Below are 21,722 nucleotides of genomic sequence, written 5' to 3' on the forward strand. Positions count from 1 at the left end.
AGCGGCTACCAGTCGATCTGTGGATCCAGGCCGAATTCGGCGAACGTACTTGAAATCGTCTGCCGTAGTTGTTCTTTCGTATTCGGCTGGCCCAGCAGATACGCCGAGATCCGGATGAAGATCTTGTCCCGGTCCCGCCCCGAGACCAGCAACAATTGACCGCCCATCCCTTCGAGGGTGCTTTTCTTCATACCCGGTTCGAAGGGCCGCATGTGGGCCTCGTCGGCGTCGGTGCCGTCGGGCCGATTCACCGCCGGCGGTAGGTCACCGATGTTGGAGACGGTGACCGGGAGAGTCGCGCCTCCGGCCGCCACCCCCGCCAGCTTCCGCACAACTCGCTTTGGCGTCAACGCCGTCAACGGCAGTGGCGCCAACCACTCGTTGTCGGAGTTGTCGATCGCTTCCAGAATCGTCTGCGTGATTTTCAGGTGGATGTCGCGAAGGTCGGTCGCCGCATTCGTCGGGTCCACACCGATGTCGATAGCGGTGATGGCGTTGCCGCGGATATCGCCGTTGTCCCGCAGGTTCGCCACCAGCCGCAGCGTCACCGCTCCGTCATCGTTGACTCGTCCCACCCGCACAGCGAGCCGGCAGGCGACCCCCGCGACCAGCGAATGGCTGCTTGCGCCAAGCTGTTTCGCGAGTGCATCCCAGTCGCTGAGCTTGATGTAAGCAGTCAGCGCCGGCATCTCGATCCTCGGGTCATCGCCGGCGGTTCGCGGCGCAGGCGGCGCCGCCTTCATTGTTGAGGTGAGTTCCTTGCGGTCGCGCCGAGCCCGTCGAGCCACGGCGACCAAAGCACGTCCGATGTGCGGAAGTTCTTTGGTGGTTTGCCGGAAGTCCTCCCGCAGCGCCCGTCCGAGAGGACGCGCTCCCCGGGGTGGATAACCCAAGTCGTGCGTCCTGCCTTCGGCCGCATCGGCTATCGCTTGGCCGAAAGCTATTGCGTCGACAACCGTATGCGAGACCACCAGGCTCACCGCAGTTCCGCCATCGGTGAGCGGCAGCACCCCGAGGTGCCAGCCGGGCCCCCACTCCGGATCGATGGCCAGGCGGGCCCGTTCGTCGGCCCAGTCGCTCACGTCATTACGCGCTCGCGGCGTCGCTTCGATATCCAGTTTCGGCGTGTTGGGCGCCAGCACCCACCGATCGCGCGCGAACGGCAACGGAGACCGTTCGATCAGGCGCCCGAACAACCCGGAGCCGAGGTTTCGGTGAAAGCGCCGCAGCCCTTCGATGTCGGCGCCGCGATCGTAGATCCACGTCACTTGGATCAGCGCGCCGTGCACCGCTCGGGTCGCGAGGAAAGACGCCTGGTCGAGGTAGGCCAGTCTATTGTCGAGCGGCTCAAGGCCACCCGAGCGGACCGGCACCGCCGGCTGCGCCCGTTCAACCGGCGTCTCGGTCAGTAAGCCCGCTAGGTGGCGCGCGAGCGAGGTGGGTGTGGGATGTTCGAACACGAGGGTGGCCGGCAGCGTCAGCCCGGTTTGGGCGCTCAGCGCATTGCGTAGTTCCAATGCGGTGAGCGAGTCGATTCCGAGGTCTTTGAACGCCACGTCGGTGTCGAGTGCATCCGGGTCGCGATGGGCCAACACCGTTGCGGTGGCGCCTGCCACCACGTCGGTCAGGATCCCAAGTCGCTCTTCCTCTGTTCGGCCGGCCAGCTTTTGTCGAAGCCCCGAGTCGGCCAAAGCCGGTGTTCCATCGCTCGTTGCGGCGGTGCCCGAGCGTGCCGCCAGTTCGGTCAACAGCGGATGCGAACGGCGGACCGTGAACGCTGGGATGAATTTGTCCCAGGAAATATCGGCAAGGGTGATCAGTGTGTCGTCTGCCTCGATGGCCTGTTGCAGTGCGGCCAAGACGATTTCGGGCCGGATCGGATTGAGGCCGATCCGCTGGAAGATGTCGACTACCTCGGCGGGCATGCTGCTGGTTTCATCCGCCCAAAGGCCGAAGGCCGCCGCGACCGCGCCCCAGCCGTTGCTACGCAATCGCGCGGCCAGCGCTTCGAGATGAGCGTTCGCGGCCGCATACGCGCCTTGTTGCGCACCGCCCCAAGTCGCCGCTCCGGAAGAGAACAGGATGAACGTTGCGGGCGGGTCGTCCGCTAGTACGCTCGCCAGGTTGTCGGCTCCAACCGCCTTGGCGGCGTAGCTGTCCGCCAGCTCTTCGGCCGATGTGTCGGCAATGGTGTTCCACCCGATGGCCGCAGCGGCATGTACGACGGTCTGCACAGATCCGTACTCGCTGCGGACGGCAGCGACCGCGGCCGCCAACGCGGACTGGTCGCTCACATCGACCGACAGCCCCTTGACGTTCACGCCACGCTCGTGCAGCTGCTTCGTCAGTTCGGCCGTTTGGGGATGCTGGGCGGCGTTACGGCTCATCAGGACAATAGGATTGGCGCCGGCATCGGCAAGCCAACCGACGATGTGTTTACCTAGGCGCCCCGTCCCACCCGTCACCAAAGCCGGTCCGGACGGTTTCCAACTGCTGGCTCGTTCAATACGTTGCAACGGCAGCGGCGCCTCCACGAGGCGGCGCGCGCTCACCGAGTGGGGCCGTACCGCGAGTTGATCCTCTGACTGCTCGCAGCTCAGAATGGCGTACAAGGTCTCGATATCACGCTGCGCGGCGCGGGCCGGCAGGTCGACCAAACCGCCCCACTGGTCGGGGTGCTCAAGGCACACCGACTGTCCAAGCCCCCACACGGCGGACTGGAGCGGGCTCGCGGGATCGTCATCCGTGGATACCGAAACCGCACCCTGCGTGGCCACCCACAACGGAATTCCCAGGCCCGAATCGCAATGGGCCTGCGCAAGAAGGAGTGTCGAGAGCAATCCGACCGATGTGCCGGGCAGCGTCGGATGCGCGCGCTCATCCGTGGCCAAAAACGAGATGACGCCGTCAAAGTGAGCCCGCGCCGTAGCCGCCTTCAAGAGCGCGGACAACGATTCCCTGCCGAGCTCACTCGGGTCGACGGTGAGCACGTCCACCGCATCTGCGTACCGAGTGGCAAGACCGCTGACCCACGCGCCGTTGGCCTGTTCCGGAAAGGCTACGGCCAGCCAGCGACGACGAGCCTGCGGAAAGGTGTTGGGGCGAATTGCCCGCCAGGCCACCTGGTATCGCAGACCGTTCGCCGCCGACCGCACATCGGATTCCGAACGCCACCGGCGCAGCGCGCGCATAACGGCTTCCACCGAGTCGCCGTCCGAAACGTCGCCCAGCCCCAGTAGTTCCGCGAACGCTTCGACGGCACCGTCATCGACGGCCTTCCAGAGCGCATCGTCGGCCGCGCCGCCGGTGGTCTCCGGGGACTGGGGTGTCATCCAGTAGGAGCGGTGTTGGAATGCGTAGGTAGGCAAGGCAACGACGTTGGCGCCGGGGTAAAGACTCTGCCAGGACGGGGATTTGCCGTGATTGTGCAGCTGCGCCAGCGTGGTGGCCACGGCGTCGAGGTCGGCCCGCTCCCGATGCAGTGTGGCAATGACCGCGGAGCCGGCGCGATCGGCGGTACTGGCCAATGTGTCGGTGATCGCCGCGGCCAACACGGGGTGCGGAGAGAGCTCCACGAAAAGATGCTCACGCCGGCCCAGCAGTTCGGCGACATTGTCGTAGAACCGAACCGGCTCACGCAGATTCCGATACCAGTACTCGGCGTTCATCGTTGTGGTGTCGAGCGGCTGGCCCGACACCGCGCTTTCCACCGTGGAATACAGCGGGATACGAGCGGGCTGCGCGACCACTTCACCCAGCTGTTGCAGGAGATGGTCACGCAACTGCTGCACCTGTTCGCAGTGCGACGCGTAATCGACCGCGATGGAGCGTATTTGAATGTTGTCTTGCTCGCAGGCAGCGGTGAGCTGCTCGAGCGCCGCCGGGTCACCACTGACGATCGTGTGCGAGGGCCCGTTGATCGCAGCGATGCTGACGGCACCGTTCCACGCCTGCAGTCGTGCCCGAACTTCCGCCGCGGGCAGCACGATCGAAGCCATACCGCCGCCGCCCGAGAGCCCGGTCAGCGCCTTACTGCGCAGCGCCGCGATCTTGGCGGCCTGGTCCAGCGAAAGGGCACCGGCAACATAGGCCGCGGCGATCTCGCCTTGGGAATGCCCGATGACGGCATCCGGGACGATGCCCAAGGAGCCCAGCGTTTCCGCCAGGGACACCATGATCGCGAACAAGACCGGCTGGACCACATCCACGCGCTCCAAGGACGGCGCCGCCGGGTCCTGCAAGATGACATCGCGCACCGACCAACCGGTGAAGGGGCGCAACGCCTCATCGCAGGCGTCGAGGCTGCACGCGAAGCCGCGGTGGCGCTGGTAGAGCTGCAACGCCATGCCGGGGTACTGGGCGCCTTGGCCGGGAAAGACAAACACGGTGTCGGCGGGCAACTGATGCGTGGACCCGTGGTGTCGGGTCAAGCTCGGGTGGGGCTGATCTGCGGTCAGCGCATCCAAGGCATCAAGGAGATCGTGGCGCGGATCTTCGCTTTCCGGGTTGGCGGTGACAGTGGCCCGGTAGGGGTGATGCGCGCGGGTGGTCGCCAAACTGTAAGCCACGTCGGCCAACCCGACGTCGGAATGAGAACGCAGATACTCCCCCAACCGGTGCGCTTGACCGGCCAGGGCACGAGAACTGCGCGCCGAGATCGGCCACAGCAGCAGCGGCGGCCGCCGCTCCTCTGCTTGCGCAGTCTCCGCCTCTGCGTGATTCGCAACCGCCTCGGGCGGCGCCGGAGCCTGCTGGACGATGACGTGCGCGTTGGTGCCGCTGATCCCGAATGAGGACACCGCCGCGGTGCGGGGGTGGTCCGTCGCCGGCCACGGCACCGCTTCGGTGAGCAACCGCACCGCGCCGCCCGACCAGTCGATATGCGGGCTGGGCTGGTCGACATGCAACGTGGGGGGCAGCGATTCGTGGTTGAGCGCCTCGACCATCTTGATCAGGCCGGCTGCACCGGCCGCGGCCTGGGTATGGCCGATATTGGATTTGATCGAGCCGAGCCACAACGGTCGATCCGGATCCCGGCCGGCGCCGTAGGTGGCCAGCAGCGCGCCCGCCTCGATGGGATCGCCGAGGGCGGTACCGGTGCCGTGCGCCTCGACGACGTCGACCTGAGCGGGCCCGACGCCGGCGTTGGCCCCGGCTTGGCGGATGACGCTCTGTTGGGCAGGTCCATTGGGAGCGGTCAACCCGTTGGAGGCGCCGTCCTGGTTGATCGCAGATCCCGCGATCACCGCCAACACGGGGTGATTGTTGCGCTGCGCATCGCTGAGCCGTTCCAGGACCAGCACCGCGGCCCCTTCTCCCCAGCCGGTGCCGTCAGCCGCGGCGGCGAATGCCTTGCAACGCCCGTCGACCGCCAATCCACGCTGCCGGGCAAATTCGGTGAACACCATCGGTGAGGTCATCACTGTCACGCCGCCGGCCAGGGCAAGGCTGCTTTCCCCGTTGCGCAGCGACTGACATGCCAGATGCGTTGCCACCAGCGACGACGAGCACGCGGTGTCGACGGTGATGGCCGGCCCCTGCAAACCCAACGCATACGCGACGCGACCGGATGCCACGCTGGTGGACAGACCGGTCAGGGCGTATCCCTCGACGCCGTCGCTAGCGGCCGCGCCGTAGGGCTGTGACCACGCCCCGGCGAACACTCCGGTTTCTGAACGCAACAAGCTGGAGGGGTCAATCCGCGCGGTTTCCAACGCTTCCCAGCACACCTCGAGCAGCATCCGCTGCTGGGGGTCCATGGTTTGAGCTTCCCGCGGCGAAATACCGAAGAATTCCGCGTCGAACCCGGCCGCATCTGCCAGGAAACCCCCGGTGCGGGTATAGGTCTTGCCCACCGCGTCGGGATCGGGATCGAACAGTTCGGCGAGATTCCAGCCTCGATCGGTCGGAAAGGCTCCCATTGCGTCGGTGCCGGTGGCAACCAGATCCCAGAGCGCCGCAGCCGAATTGACTCCACCGGGGAAGCGGCACGCCATCCCGATCACGGCAACCGGCTCGTCCGACCCGGCCTGCGCAACCACCTGCGTAGTCGCCATTGCCGACCCGCCGAGCAGCTGTCCCAGATGGTTGCTCAGCGCGCCGGGAGTGGGATAGTCGAAGGCCAGCGTGGGCGGCAGATCCAGTTCGGTAACCGATTTCAGCCGATCCAATAGCTCGGTGGCTTTCACCGAGTCAAAGCCCAAATCCTGAAACGCGCTTTCCGGGTCGATCTCAGCAGCGTTGGCCCGGCCCAGTACCGCCGCCGCCTGCTCGCACACCACCCCGACCAGAAGTTCTTGCTCTTGTTGACGGAGGCCGCGCAGGCGCTGCGCCAACGCCGAGTCGTCCCCGAGTTGCGAGCCGGTTTCGTTGGCACTGGGCTGCTTTGGCCGACGAAGCTGCGCGTCGATGCGAGCAAACTCGCCGCGACGGTAGCGCTGCAGGCATTCTCGCCGCCTGACCTTGCCGCTGGTGGTCAGCGGAATCGAGTGCGGTGCCACCAGAACAAGATCCGCGACGCTCAGACCGTGCGTTTTCGAAATGGCCGCGGTCAGTTCACGCTTGGCGACGCTGATCCGTTCCGCGGCCGCCTCTTCGGAATCGGCGCGGACCTTGAGCTCGACGATGGTGACCAGCTTCTCGATGCCGTCGTCATCCGCGACCGCGATTGCCACGCAACGGCCCGCGGTGATCTCTTGGATCGTGGCTTCGATGTCGTCGGGAGAATGGTTGCGCCCATAGACAATAAGGAGATCTTTGATCCGGCCGATGATGAACATCTCACCGCCGGAGAAAAAGCCGAGGTCTCCGGTCCGCAGCCAGGGGCCTTCGGGCGTCTCGGGCGAGGGATCAACGATCGTCGCACCGAATGTGCGTGCGGATTCTTCGGGCTTCTGCCAGTAGCCGTCGGCGACGTTGTCGCCCAGCGTCCAGATCTCCCCGATCGTGCCGGCCGGGCACTCGATACTTGTCTCGGGGTCGACGATGCGCACAATCGGCGACTGCGGCACGCCGTAGCTGACCAGCGGCGTACCTTGACCGCTCGCGCACGGCTTCGCGTTGCCGGCGGTCAGTTCCTCGGACTCGAAGTACACAATTGCCGGCGGTTCCGCCGGTTCGCGGGTTGCCACGTACACGGTGGCTTCGGCCAGCCCGTATGAGGGCCGCAAAACCCGTTCGGGCAGATTGAAACGGGCGAATCGCTTGGCGAAGCGTTTGAGCGTGGCGGGTTGAACGCGTTCCGCGCCATTGAGAATGTTGCGGACGTGTGCCAGGTCGAGGCCGGCCAGGTCGTCATCGGAGGTCTTGGCCGCGGCCAGCTCGAAAGCAATGTTCGGTCCCGCGGTGAACGGGCTGCTCGCGGTGGCCAGCAACTGCATCCAGCGGGCCGGTCGCTGCAAGAAGGCGGGCGGACTGGTGAGCACACCCCGAAAGCCGCCGACGATCGGAATACCAATGCCCACAATCAAACCCATGTCGTGGAAAAACGGCAGCCACGACACGACGGTAGTGTCCGGCGGAGCCATCCCGCCGTCTTCGCGGTAATAGCTTTCGATGATCTGCTCGGTGTTGACCAGCATGTTCTTGTGCGAGATCACGACACCGGCCGGGGTGCGGGTCGACCCCGAGGTGTATTGCAAATACGCAACTTCTGGCCGGTCTTCGAGCTCAACCGCGGGTGCGCCCTCGGCATCCAAGTCCAGCAAATCAAGCTCGATTACGGTCGGCACGACCTCACCGGGCTCGATGCACTCGACAACGCTGGCCGCCACCGAGGATGTCGTCAGGATCGCGGTCGGCGCCGCATCCCGCAGGACCGCAGTGGCTCGCTCGTCACTGGCGCCGCCCTGCGGCGCGGACAGTGGTACCGCGATCTGGCCCGCCTCCATAGCGCCGAGGAAGGCCACGATGTAGTGCATTCCCTGCGGTGCCAGGACCACCGCACGGTCGCCCGTCGACCCACAAGCACGGAGTGCCTGGGCTACGTTGAGTGTCCGTCGATACAGCTGTGACCACGTCAAGCTTTCGGCAACGCCGGCCGGATCCTTCTCGTAGTCAATGAACGTGAAAGCTGTCTCATCAGGCCGCTGGCTGGCGTGTTTCCGCAGTACAGCGGGGACGGAGGGTTCGAGCACGCGTCGACGATACCGTGATGGGTAGACCCCGCGTGAGCAAAGCAGAATCTGAATTCCGACCCCGCGCAGGGAGTCACGAGCCCTCCCGTTAGGCGAGCTCTCGACCCGGTTGACGCGCTGTATGCCGCCCGCAATTCACCGGCGCCGGCGCTCGCAATTCTGGACGTAAGCTGACCGCTGGACGGCGCTGACCAACCAGGGTTACGGGCGGGCGTGATGGTCCTGCGCCGGGGGTTTCGATGGGCAGCAGCTGGGGCAGGAATGGCAAAAATCCCAATATTCCGAATTCGCCCACGAACCCCATCCGTACCGCTTAACATGACCTAACTGGGTGCGTGACCGTAGCGAGCGAACGCCGGCCAAGTGGCGGCGCGCGAAGGAGCGAGGGGACGGCTCGCCTCGGGGCCGAGCAAACTCGGTTCTGGAGCCCTCCCCTATTACATTCTGTTGAACTCGGCCACCGCGGGCTTGCCAAGCAACCCAGATTTTCCCCATTTTTATCCCCGTGCCACGACGCTTCGCTCACCGCGACAGCCGCGTATTGCCATGCCGGATCACGTGCAGAATCACGCGAAGTGACGCGTACGGGTCAGCGGGGTGGTCCGCGTCACAGTTCTCCGGAGCAGGTGTATTTGGCCACGTCAGGGCGGCTTGTTAAATTTTTGTACGATCGCACGATTTTTCCTCGCGTGTGCAGCAGAACAGCTACGCTTTGATTCGCACCAAAGTTCACGAGGCTGCTTCGTACGGGGGTCAATGGGTAGCTCGTCGCGGCGCTGCAGAGTGGCAGTGCCAATACGGCCCGGCGAAATTTCTCGAAGCGCTGATAACAGCGTGCGGCGGTGATAAGAACTTGTGGATAGGCAGAGAGGTGAAGGTTAGTGGGTAGGACGGGCGTCACTCCGGTCGCTGTCATTGGGATGGCTTGCCGGATGCCGGGGGGCATCAACTCTCCTGACTTGTTGTGGGATGCGTTGATGCGTGGCGCCGATCTGGTCACAGAAATCCCGCCGGACCGCTGGGACAACGACTACTACTACGACCCCGAGCCGGGAGTGCCTGGACGATCGGTCTGCAAGTGGGGCTCTTTCCTCTCGGACGTCGGCGACTTCGACCCGGAGTTTTTCGGTATCTCCGAAAAAGAGGCCACCACGATGGACCCGCAGCACCGGTTGCTGCTGGAAACGGCCTGGGAGGCAGTCGAGCATGCCGGCCTGACCAAGGAAACCATCGCCAAGCAGACCGGTGTCTTCATCGGCGTGAACTACGCCGACTACCAGCTCGTGCAGATGGCTTCGGATGCCTTCGACGGTCCCTACGGAAATCCGGGGTCACTGTTCAGCATGGCCTCCGGGCGTATCTCCTACGCGCTCGGTCTCGAAGGACCGGCATCGACAATTGACACCGCGTGCTCTTCAGGACTGTTCGCGATCCACCAGGCTTGCCGCAGCCTGAGCGACGGCGAGAGCGACATGACGATCGCCGGCGGCGTCAACGTGATGCTGGAGCCGCGCCGGTCGGCGTCGGCTTCCGCGGGCGGCATGCTGTCCGGTACCGGCCACTGCCACGCATTTGACGCCAAGGCAGACGGATTCGTCTCCGGCGAGGGTTGCGTGCTGCTGGTTTTCAAGCGCCTTGCGGATGCGCAGCGCGACGGCGACCGGATCTTGGCGGTTGTGCGCGCCACGGCCGCCAATCAAGATGGCCACACCCCGAATATCACCATGCCGTCCGGCGACGCGCAGGTCGCGCTGTACCGCACGACGTTGGAGGCGGCGGGCGTCGACCCCAGCAGCATCGGCATGGTCGAGGCGCACGGCACCGGGACGCCGGTCGGTGACCCCATCGAATACACGAGCCTTTCCAAGGTCTACGCGTTTGACAACAAGGTCGCTATCGGCGCTTCCAAGACCAACTTCGGACACACCCAGGCAGCCGCCGGCGCATTGGGATTGATGAAGACGGTCCTGGCCCTTCAGCACGGCGTGGTTCCGAAGAACCTGCACTTCGAAAAGCTGCCGGACGAGTTGGCACAGATCGACACGAAGCTGTTCCTGCCGGTTGAACACACCGAGTGGCCTGTGTCGGGTGACGGACCGCGGCGCGCAGCCGTGTCGGCCTGGGGCATCTCGGGCACCAACGTCCACGCCATCGTCGAGCAAGCGCCTCTGCCGCCCTCCCCCAACGGGCTGACCACCAACCCGAGCACCGACGAGACGCTGCTGATCCCGATCTCCGCCTCATCCGAAAGTGGTTTGCGTCAGACCGCGGCCCGCCTGGCCGACTGGATCGAGTCGCACGCGACCGAGTTCGCGGCCCGCGATCTGGCTTACACCCTGGCGCGTCGGCGTGGGCACCGCTCGGTCCGGACCACCGTGCTGGCGAACAACACGTCAGAGCTGCTGACCGAGCTGCGCCAGGTCGCTGACGGTGAGGCGCTGTACCCGGAAATTGTCGGCCAGGAGCAACGCCCGCCCGTGTGGGTGTTCTCCGGCCAAGGTTCTCAGTGGGCCGCGATGGGTGCCGATCTGCTCGCCAACGAGCCGGTGTTCGCAGCGACCATCGCCGAAATCGAGCCGTTGATCGCCGCTGAGTCCGATTTTTCGGTGACCGAGGCCATGACCGCAGCCGAGAAGGTGACCGGCATCGATCGCGTACAGCCGACGCTGTTCGCCATGCAGGTCGCGCTGGCGGCAACCATGAGGTCCCACGGCGTTCACCCGGCTGCCGTCATCGGCCACTCGATGGGTGAGTGCGCTGCGGCCGTCGTCTCCGGCGCGCTGTCGCTGCAAGACGGCACGCGCGTCATCTGCCGCCGCTCGAAGCTGATGACCAAGATCTCCGGTTCCGGCGCCATGGCCTCCGTGGAACTGCCGGCCCAGCAGGTGCTTTCGGAGCTGATGGCCCGCGGCATCAACGATGCGGTGGTCGCGGTGGTCGCCTCACCGGAATCGACTGTGATCGGCGGTGCCCCCGAGAGCGTCCGCGACATGGTGGCCGCCTGGGAAGAGCGCGACGTGATGGCGCGCGAGGTGGCCGTGGATGTCGCGTCGCACTCACCGCAAGTCGACCCGATTCTGGACGAGCTGTACGACGTCCTGGCCGACATCGAGCCGTTGACCCCCGAAATTCCGTACTACTCGGCTACCTCTTTCGATCCGCGCGAGGAGCCCTACTGCGACGCCAACTACTGGGTCGACAACCTGCGCCACACCGTTCGGTTCTCCGCGGCGGTGCAGGCGGCGCTCGAAGACGGCTATCGCGTGTTCGGCGAGTTGTCGCCGCACCCGTTGTTGACGCACGCCGTCGACCAGACCGCACGCAGCCTCGACATGACGGCGGCAGCGCTGGCGGCCATGCGCCGCGAGCAGCCGGTTCCGTTCGGATTGCGCGGCTTCGTCGGAGACCTGTTCAGCACCGGCGCGACGGTCGACTTCTCGGTGATGTACCCGAACGGACGGCTTGTCGACGCGCCGCTTCCGGTGTGGAACAACCGGACCCTGCTGCTGAGCCGCGACGGCCACAGCTCTCGCGCCCTGCGGGCCAGCGTTGCGGTGCACCCGCTGATGGGTCAGCACGTGCGCTTGCCGGAGGAGCCCGAGCGCCACGTCTGGCAGGCCGAGATCGGCACCGCGGCACTGCCGTGGCTCGGCGACCACCAGGTCCACGGCACAGCGACCTTGCCGGGTGCCGCCTACTGCGAGATGGCGCTGGCCGCCGCCCGCACCGTCTTCGGCGACGCGTCCGTGGTGCAGGACATTCGCTTCGAGCAGATGCTGATGCTCGACGAGGAAACCCAGGTCACCCTGACCGCGACCGCCGAGGTTCCGGACTCGCTCAACTTCGTCGTCGAAACCAACGAGGACGGCGTTGCGTCTCGCCGGGCATCAGCGGTGTTGCAGGCTCTCGGCAGCGAAACGCCGCCGGCGAAGCAGGACATCGAGGCGTTGCAGGCGTCGCACCCGAGTCCAGTTCAGGGCAGCGACCTCCGCGATGCACTCGACCTGTGCGGCATTCAGTACGGGCCCGCGTTCACCGGCCTCGCGGTCGCGCACACCGCCGAAGAAACGGGCACGTCGGTGTTGGCCGAGATCTCGCTGCCCAGTGTCATCCGCACCCAGCAGACCAACTACGGCGTGCACCCGGCCCTGCTGGACGCATGCTTCCAGTCGGTAGCGGCCCACCCCAGCGTGGCGATCGCCAGTATGGGTGGACTGCTGTTGCCGCTGGGCGTTCGTGAGCTGCGCGCCTTCGGACCGGTGCACACCGCGAAGTACTGCCACTCGCGGATCACCTCGGCCACCGGCGGCGCCGTCGAGGCCGACCTCGACCTGCTGGACAAGGAAGGCGCGGTAGTCCTGACGGTTCGCGGACTGCAGATGGGCACCGGGGTGTCGGCCAGCGGCGAGCGGGCGCGGGTGCTCGGTGAGCGGCTGCTGACCATCGAGTGGCAACAACGGCAGCTGCCCGACGTCGCCACCACCGATGCCGGATCCTGGCTGTTCGTCAGCACCACCGACGCCGCCGATCTGCTGGCGGCGACGTTGACGGACTCGATGAAGTTGCATGATGCCGAGTCCGCGACGCTGGCCTGGCACACCGACGGCGACCACCCGGCCCTGGCCGAGCAGCTGCGCGACCAGTTGAACCGCGGCGGCTTCAACGGCGTGGTGGTTCTCGCCGGGGCCCAGCAGGGTGAACCGGGTAGTGACTCCCCTCGCCGCGGCGGCGAGTACGTCCACCACCTGGTCCGGATCGCTTCCGCACTGGCGGAGACCGAGGGTGAGGCGCCTCGGCTGTATGTCGTCACCCGGGACGCGCAGAAGGTTCTGCCGGACGACGTGCCGAACCTCGAGCAGGGCGGGCTGCGCGGATTGCTGCGTGTTATCGGCGCGGAGCACCCGCACCTGCACACCACCCACATCGATTTCGACGGCCAGACCGACGCCGAGCAGGTGGTGCGGCAACTGCTGCTGGCGGGAACCGAAGAAGACGAGACGGCATGGCGCAACAACGAGTGGTACACGGCTCGCCTGTGCCCCTCGCCCCTGCGGCCCGAGGAGCGGCTGACCACGATCGCGGCGCACGACAGCGACGGGGTCCGGATGCAGATCCGTAACCCGGGCGACCTGCAGACCATGGAGTTCGCCGCCTTTGACCGGGTGCCCCCCGGTCCTGGGCAGATCGAGGTTGCGGTAACCGCATCGAGCATCAACTTCGCCGACGTGCTGAACGCTTTCGGTCGCTACCAGAGCCTGGACGGGATCCTGCCGGCGCTTGGCACCGACTTTGCCGGCGTGGTCACCGCGATCGGACCCGGTGTCACCAACCACAAGGTGGGAGACCATGTCGGCGGCATGTCGCCGCTCGGTTGCTGGGCCACCTACGTCACCTGCGATGCCCGCCTTGCCACCCAGTTGCCGGACGGGATGACCGATGCCCAGGCCGCCGCGGTGACCACCGCGCACGCGACGGCTTGGTACGGCCTGAACGACTTGGCCCGTATGAAGGCCGGCGACAAGGTGCTGATCCACTCGGGCACCGGCGGTGTGGGGCAAGCGGCGATCGCGATGGCCCGCTTGGCAGGTGCCGAGATCTTCGCGACCGCGGGTAGCGAACGGCGTCGGCAACTGTTGCGCGACATGGGCATCGAGCATGTCTACGACTCGCGCAGCGTCGACTTCGCCGAACAGATCCGGAGCGACACCAACGGCTACGGTGTCGACATCGTGCTGAACTCCGTCCCAGGAGCGGCCCAACTTGCCGGCCTGAAGCTGTTGGCGCTGAGCGGGCGTTTCGTCGAGATCGGCAAGCGGGACATCTACGGCGACACCAAGCTGGGCCTGTTCCCGTTCCGTCGCAACCTCGCGTTCTGGGGTGTCGATCTCGGTGTCATGTCGGTCAGCCACCCGGAACAGGTCAGCGAAATCCTCAGCACCGTTTACCGGTTGACGGCCGAGGGCAAGCTCCCGATGCCGGAGGCCACGCACTACCCGCTGGCCGAGGCGGCAACCGCGATCCGGGTAATGAGCGCCGCAGAGCACACCGGCAAGCTGATCCTCGACATCCCGCGGGTTGGCCGTAGCAGTGTGGTGCTGCCGCCGGAGCAGGCGCCGGTGTTCCGCCGCGACGGCTCGTACATCATCACCGGCGGGCTTGGCGGCTTGGGACTCTTCCTGGCCGAGAAGATGGCCGCGGCCGGTGCTGGTCGTATCGTGCTCAGCTCCCGGTCCAAGCCGTCGCGAAAGTCTTTGGAGACAATCGAACTCATCCGTTCGATCGGGTCCGACGTCGTCGTGTTGTGCGGCGACATCGCACAGGCCGACACCGCGCACCAGTTGGTGGCGACCGCGACCGCGACCGGGCTTCCGTTGCGGGGTGTCCTGCACGGGGCCGCGGTGGTCGAGGACGCCGTGCTGACCAACATCACCGATGAGCTGATCGACCGTGACTGGGCGCCAAAGGTTTACGGCGCATGGAATCTGCACGAGGCGTGTGCCACCGCGGAGCTGGACTGGTTCTGCTCGTTCTCCTCGGCGGCAGCGCTGTTGGGCTCACCGGGTCAGGGCGCGTATGCCGCGGCGAACAGCTGGCTGGACGCGTTCACTCACTGGCGGCGCGCACAAGGCTTGCCTGCCACCGCGATTGCGTGGGGAGCCTGGGGCGAGATCGGCCGAGGTGCGGACTTCGCGGAGGGCACCGGCGCAGCCATTGCTCCGGACGAGGGCGCTTACGCATTCGAGGCGCTGCTGCGCCACGACCGGCCGTACTCCGGCTACACCCCGTTGGTCGGGACACCGTGGATCGCGTCCTTCGCAGCGCGGAGCAAGTTCCTGGAGCTGTTCAAGACCGCCGGCGACAAGCGTTCCGGGTCAAGCAAATTGCGCGCCGAATTGGCCGAACTGCCGATCGAGGAGTGGCCGGGCCGGTTGCGCCGCCTGCTGGCCGAGCAGATCGGACTGATCCTGCGCCGGAACATCGACCCGGATCACCCGCTGTCGGAATATGGGCTCGACTCCCTGGGCAATCTCGAATTGCGCACGCACATCGAGGCTCAGACCGGCGTACGCATTACGTCCGCTGACATCACGACCGTCCGAGGATTGGCCGATCACCTCGTCGACAAAATGGCACCAAAAGAAACGGCGTCGACATGACGCAATCGCTACGACGAAATGACCTGTCCTGCAGGACTCTAGACACAGGAGGAAACGTGTTCATAGGTGGAGGGTCTGAGCACGACGGCATGAGGGTGGGAAACGCCTACGACTGGGACCCGGGTGACGGGATAGTCATCACCTGGGAACCCACTCCCGCTTGTGTCGCAAAGGCGCAGCAGGCGCCGGCAAGTCCGGTGCCGGCCAGCTGCATGCAGACGGGTCACCTACGCGGATTCGTCGAGTTCCGCGACAAGGGCCTCGACTACTCCCGCGCGATCATGGGTTCCTGGGAAGTGCCGGGCCGGTGCGACATTCGCGCGATGACGTACGTGATCAACGCGCATCTTCGTCGGCACGGGACCTACCACAGCTGGTTCGAGTACCAGGACTCGGACAACATCGTCCGCCACACCTTGAAGAACCCGCGCGACATCAACTTCGTCGCCAAGAAGTACGGTCCGATGACCCAGCCCGAGTGGGAAGCGCACGTGCTGGCCACTCCTGACCCGTTGCAGTGGGATTGCTTCCGCTACGGCATCATTCAGTACGAAGACCGCTTCGCGCTGTGGGCGGTCGTGGACCACCTGCACTGCGACCCGATGCTGATCGCCGGGTTGTACGTCGAAATCGTGATGAACTACAACGCGCTGGTCGAGGGCAGGGCCCCGATGACCATGCCGCCCGCGGCGAGCTACGACGACTTCTGCATTCGCGAGAGCGAGACGATCGGGGCCATGACCCTGGAGTCGCCGGAGGTCCGCACCTGGGTCGAGTTCGCCGAAGCCAACGGCGGGACGCTGCCCGACTTCCCACTCCCCCTGGGTGACCAGTCGATCGCGTGCGGCGGAGACATCCGCGTCGAGCAGCTGCTGGCGCCCGATCAAACGGCGAAGTTCGAATCCATGTGCCGGCAGGCGGATGCACGGTTCAGTGGTGGCCTGTTCGCTTGCGCCGCGCTGGCTCACTACGAGCTGACCGGCGAACTCACCTACTACGGGCTCACGCCGACCGACAAGCGGAAGACCCCGGCCGAATACATGACGGTCGGCTGGTTCACCGGCATCGTGCCGTTCACCGTTCCCATCGACCCGAACTCGTTCGAAGCAACCGCTCGCGCTGCCCAGGCATCGTTCGACGCGAACATGAGCTGCAAGGACGTACCGTTCGACCGCGTTCTGGAGCTCGCCCCCTGGCTGCGCAAGCCGGGACCCCAGTTCACGATGATGAGCTACATGGATGCCGGGCTGCCGCCCCTGTCCGGGATCGTGGCTACCGCGTTGGACGGTGTGAATGCAGGCGCATACACCGACGGCCGCAGCCCGGCGTACAAGTACTCGACGGTGTTCCGCTTGTTCGACGAGGTCTCGATCATGGTGTCGTACCCGAACAACCCGGTAGCCCGGGAGTCGGTCACGCGGTTCACCGACCAGTTGAAGTCGGTGTTCCAGCGCGTAGTGGCCGGCACGTTGGCGGTCGCCCCGGTTCGGGTGGCGCAGTAGCGGCGGTCCGTAGGACCGAAGTTCGCGTACGCGCGACGTTATTTATTACGGAGTTGAATACCGGCAATGAAAGCTGTCCTCGCCGTCCATGGCACCCGCGGCGACGTCGAGCCTTGCGCTGCAGTCGGCGCAGAGCTCCAGCGTCGGGGGCACGAAGTGCAGATGGCGGTCCCGCCCAATCTGATTTCGTTCGTTGAGTCGGCCGGCCTCAAAGCCGTTGCCTACGGCCCGGATTCGCATGCGCAATTAGAGGAAGAGATCTTCCGCAGTTTCTGGCGGGTGCGTAATCCTCTCGGCGTCCTGCGCCCGGGCGCCGAATACCTCACCCGGGGATGGGCCGAGATGGGCGAGACGTTGGTATCGCTGGCGGAGGGTGCCGACATCATCGTCGCGGGCCAGACCTATCAAGGGGTTCCGGCCAATGTTGCCGAGTACCTCAAGATTCCGATGGCCGCACTGCACTACTTTCCGCAACGGGTGCACGGCCATTTGATCCCGCTGTTGCCGCCACCGGTCACCCGTACCGCGATGCGGGCCGTGTACGGCCTGTATTGGCTGATGACCAAGGGCCCCGAAAATGAACAGCGCCGCGCGTTGGGCATGCCGACGACAAGGGTTTCCTCCGCCAAGCGAATTGGGCAATACGACTGGCTGGAAATCCAGGGCTACGAAGACGTCTTCTTCCCGGGCCTGAAAGAAGAGTGGGGCGACAAGCGACCGTTTGTCGGCGCGCTGACGCTGGAATTGCCGACATCCACCGATGATGAAGTCGCAGCGTGGATTGCCGAGGGCACGCCCCCGATTTACTTCGGGTTCGGCAGTATGCGGGTGGAAACCCCCGAAAACACCGTCGCCCTGATCAGCGAGGTGTGCAGAGAGCTCGGCGCCCGAGCCCTGATTTGTGGTGGGGTAACGGATCTCGGGGATATTCCGGTACCCGACAACGTCAAACTGGTCGCCGAAGCCAACCATGCCGCCGTTTTTCCCAAGTGCCGCGCCGTTGTTCACCATGGCGGTCCCGGCACGCTGGCGGCGGGGATGAAGGCCGGCGTGCCGACGTTGGTTCTCTGGATCAGCGCCGAACAGCCCCTCTGGGCGGCCCAGGTGGTCAAACTCAAGATCGGCAAGGCGCGACGTTTCGCCGGAGCCACCAAGAAAACGCTGCTCAAAGATCTGCAGAAGATCCTCGAGCCCAAGTACGTCAACCGCGCTCGAGAGATGGCCCAGCGGATGACTCCGTCGGCGGTCAGCGTGCAGAAGGCGGTCGACCTCATCGAGGACAAGGTGCGGGAGCGCGATAAGGCTGTACCGGCGCGCGACGCAGGATAGTGCCAATGACCCGGTCACATGTAACGCTAGCGTCACGATTGAGGGCGACATCTGATTACCCCGCCGGGGCCGGAACGAACTTGTAGGGTTGTAGAGTGTCAAGCCGTTCTTCTGGTTCCAGTGAATCGGCCAAGCCTGGGGGAATTTACGACCGCATAGGCCAATTCGTTGTGCAGTGGCCACTGCTGGTCATCGGGGGCTGGATCGCGGTAGCGATCGCATTAGCTCTGGCGTTTCCGCCGCTTCAGGTCCAGGCCGGGAAACATCCGCCGCAACCCTTCCCTGACGACGCCCCGACCATGGTCGTCTCGCGCGAGATGGGCAAAGCATTCAGCGCGCCGGCTGATGGTTCCAAGGACGACAAGAGCGGGCCGGCAGCGGCGGCGGCGTCGCCCACCTCCCTGCTGATGGTCGTGTTGACCAATGAAAAGGGTCTCACGCCCGCCGACGAGGCCACATACCGCAAACTCGTCACCAAGCTGAACGAAGACACGCAAGACAAGATGTCGGTCCAGAATGCCCTGGACGACCAGGAGGCGCGGAACCTGCTGGTAGCCAAGGACGGCAAAGCGCTGATCCTGCCGATCAATGTGCCTGGCGATCAGAATGATCCGGCTACCATCGCGACCTACAAACGCGTCGCCGCGATCGTCAAACAGACCGTCGCGGGAACGACCTTGACGGCTAATCTCAGCGGCCCGCTGGCAACCGTGGCTGACATTACGGATATCGGGCAGGAGGATATCCACTTCATCGAGATCGCCACCGTGCTCAGTGTGTTCATCATTTTGCTCGTCATCTACCGCAATCTGGTCACGATGTTCGTGCCGTTGGCGACGATCGGGATTTCGGTGGCCACCGCGCAGGGTGTCCTCTCCGGTGCGGCGGAACTTGGCCTCGGCACCAACCTGCAGGTCATGGTGTTCATGACCGCGGTCTTGATGGGCGCGGGAACTGACTATGCCGTCTTTCTGATCAGCCGCTACCACGATTACCTGCGGAACGGCGATGACTCCGATACAGCGGTCAAGAAGGCGCTGATGTCGATCGGCAAGGTGATCGCCGCATCTGCGGCCACCGTTGCCGTCACGTTCCTCGCGATGATCTTCACGAAACTGGAAGTGTTCAGCGCGGTCGGCCCGGCGATCTCGATCTCCATCGTCGTCGCGCTGCTGGCAGCCGTCACCTTCCTGCCCGCCGTTCTGGTGCTTGCCGGCAGGCGCGGCTGGATCAAACCACGCCGCGAGCTGACCGGGAAGCTGTGGCGGCGCTCCGGAATTCGCATCGTGCGGCGGCCGCGCATCCACCTCGCCGCGAGTCTCGTCGTGCTCATCGCGCTCGCCGCGTGTCTGAGCGCCGTCCGTTTCAATTACGACGACCTCAAGTCGATGCCCGAGGACGTGGAAAGCTCGATGGGGTACGAGGCGATGAATCGCCACTACCCGATGAACCAGATGACGCCCATGATTCTGTTCGTCCAGTCATCGCACGACATGCGGACACCCAGCGCCCTTGCCGATCTCGAGCAGATTGCCAATCGGGTCAGCCAAGTTCCTGGTATCACGACGGTGCGGGGGCTGACGCGGCCGAATGGGGAACCGCTGGAACAAATGAAGGTGTCCTGGCAAGCCGGTGAGGTCGGTGGCAAGCTCGACGAAGCCTCCACTCAGATCGAGAACCACGGCGGGGATCTGGACCGATTGGTCGGTGGCGCAAACCAATTGGCCGATGCGCTCGCCCAGCTTCGCGATCAGGTCACCGGGGCCGTATCCAGCCTGAGCGGTACGGTCGCGGCACTCACCGCGATGGAGGAGATGATCGGTGGTGACCGCGCCATCGCTGCCCTGGACCAAGGGGCACGCTACACCGGACAGATGAAGGCCCTCGGCGACAGCCTGAGTGCCTCCACGACGAACGCGGAGCATATTTCGGCGTGGGCCGGCCCGATGCTGAGGGCGCTGTACAACTCGCCGGACTGCAACATCGATCCGGGGTGTGTGAGTTCGCGTGCCGGCTTGGCGGCGATGGTTGCGGCCGACAACGATGGGACCCTCATTTCCATCAAGGCACTGGCCCGGAATCTTCAAGCGACGCAGCAGACCCGCACCATCGGCGAGACGTTGACCAAGATCCAGCAGACGCTCACTCAGGCCTCCGACGCTTTGAAGACCATCAAGAATCTGCAAGCAACGATGGCCCAAGCGCAGCAGGGCTCTAACGCGCTTGCCGACGGAAGCCGGGCAATTGCCTTCGGCGTCAAGGAACTTGTCGATCAGACCAGGAAGATCGGTAGCGGTCTGAACGAGGCGTCCACCTTCTTGCTGGAAATGAAGCATGATGCCTCGAAGCCGAACATGGCGGGCTTCAACCTTCCCCCACAGATCATGACCAGGGATGAGTACAAAAAGGGCGCGCAGATCTTCCTCTCGCCGGACGGTCACGCCGCCCGATACTTCATCCAGAGCGCGCTCAATCCGTTCAGCACGGACGCGATGGACCAAATTACCGCCATCGAAAAGGCCGCCCGAGAAGCGACGCCGAACACCGAACTCTCGGACGCGCGGATCGCGGTAGCCGGGGTTCCCACGGGGCTCCGCGATACTCGCGACTACTACAACGGCGATATGAATTTCATCATCGTCGCGACCATCATCATTGTGTTCCTGATTTTGGTGATTCTATTGCGCGCAATTGTTGCGCCGCTGTACCTCATTGCCTCGGTGCTGCTCTCTTATCTGTCAGCACTAGGAATTGGCGTCCTCATATTCCAATTCTTGCTTGGCAAAGAACTGCACTGGAGCCTGCCTGGGCTTTCGTTTATTTTGCTCGTCGCGGTCGGCGCGGATTACAACATGCTGCTCATCTCGCGAATACGTGATGAGTCGCCACACGGCGTGCGATTCGGCGTTATTCGCACCGTAGGGTCGACTGGCGGCGTGATCACTTCCGCGGGTCTGATCTTCGCGGCATCGATGTTCGGCCTGCTCACCGCCAATATCAGCACCATGCAGGAAGCGGGCTTCATAATCGGTGTCGGCATCGTGATCGACACGTTCCTGGTGCGTACCGTCACTGTTCCGGCTTTGGCCGCGATGATCGGGCAGAAGAACTGGTGGCCCTCCAAGCTGGACGGTTCGGGCAAATCGCGATCGAACGGAAAAGCGCAGCAGGTATGGGCAAAGATTTCACATCAGTTGATCAGGATGAAATTGCTGCCGCCGCCGCCACCACCGCCTAGGAAACCGCGGCCGCGGCCGGGGGCCCGCGCCGGCCAGAGGGCACCCGCGAAAGTTCGAGCGGGTCATTACGAGCCGAGTCACTCACTTCCGTTGTTCGATCTCAGCGGGGTTCGGAAGCAGCTGTCAGAAGATCTGCAGTGGACAGGTTCCGGTCCCATCGCCAAGCGCAACGGCAACGGCAAGAAGAAGCGCAAGAAGGTGGATCCCTACGTGGGCCACGCATTGCCGCTGTTTGGCTACAGCGTCATTCCGCACAGTGCGGTCGTCGTGGGGACAAAGCCGGCACAGGCGGAGAAAACGGCAGCCAGCAACGGCAACGGCGCGGCCGCCGACAAAGCGGTCGACCCTCAGTGAGCTGAC

5 protein-coding genes are annotated in these 21,722 nt (G+C 64.9%); 4 read left to right on the top strand and 1 reads right to left on the bottom strand.

Going from position 1 to position 21,722, the window contains the following annotated elements:
• Window positions 1-5: 5 nt before the first annotated feature.
• Entirely contained in the window at window positions 6-8,135 is an 8,130-nt protein-coding gene (locus A9X01_RS28770) for a type I polyketide synthase (RefSeq protein ID WP_081282209.1), read from the bottom strand.
• A gap of 881 nt (window positions 8,136-9,016) precedes the next feature.
• Here A9X01_RS28770 and pks2 point away from each other — a divergent pair.
• From pks2 to A9X01_RS05200, 4 genes are all read left to right on the top strand, one after another.
• Window positions 9,017-15,292, top strand: a complete 6,276-nt coding sequence (pks2, locus tag A9X01_RS05185) for a sulfolipid-1 biosynthesis phthioceranic/hydroxyphthioceranic acid synthase (RefSeq protein WP_065119683.1) — start codon at window positions 9,017-9,019, stop codon at window positions 15,290-15,292.
• A gap of 89 nt (window positions 15,293-15,381) precedes the next feature.
• A complete protein-coding gene (locus A9X01_RS05190) occupies window positions 15,382-16,794 on the top strand; it encodes a condensation domain-containing protein (protein ID WP_065119685.1) in 1,413 nt (470 codons plus the stop codon).
• A 66-nt stretch (window positions 16,795-16,860) separates the two neighbouring features.
• Entirely contained in the window at window positions 16,861-18,123 is a 1,263-nt protein-coding gene (locus tag A9X01_RS05195; protein ID WP_065119687.1) for a glycosyltransferase, read from the top strand.
• 95 nt (window positions 18,124-18,218) lie between these two features.
• Window positions 18,219-21,716 (top strand): MMPL/RND family transporter, encoded by a 3,498-nt coding sequence (locus A9X01_RS05200; protein ID WP_081282211.1) that lies wholly within the window; start codon window positions 18,219-18,221, stop codon window positions 21,714-21,716.
• The last annotated feature ends 6 nt before the right edge of the window (window positions 21,717-21,722 follow it).

It is taken from the genome of Mycobacterium asiaticum (assembly GCF_001668675.1).
Classification (GTDB): domain Bacteria; phylum Actinomycetota; class Actinomycetes; order Mycobacteriales; family Mycobacteriaceae; genus Mycobacterium; species Mycobacterium asiaticum_D.

Excerpts from the sequence above, each read along its gene's own strand:
- A9X01_RS05195 (WP_065119687.1), top strand. The coding sequence starts at position 16,861 with ATGAAAGCTGTCCTCGCCGTCCATGGCACCCGCGGCGACGTCGAGCCT.
- A9X01_RS05190 (WP_065119685.1), top strand. The coding sequence starts at position 15,382 with ATGAGGGTGGGAAACGCCTACGACTGGGACCCGGGTGACGGGATAGTC.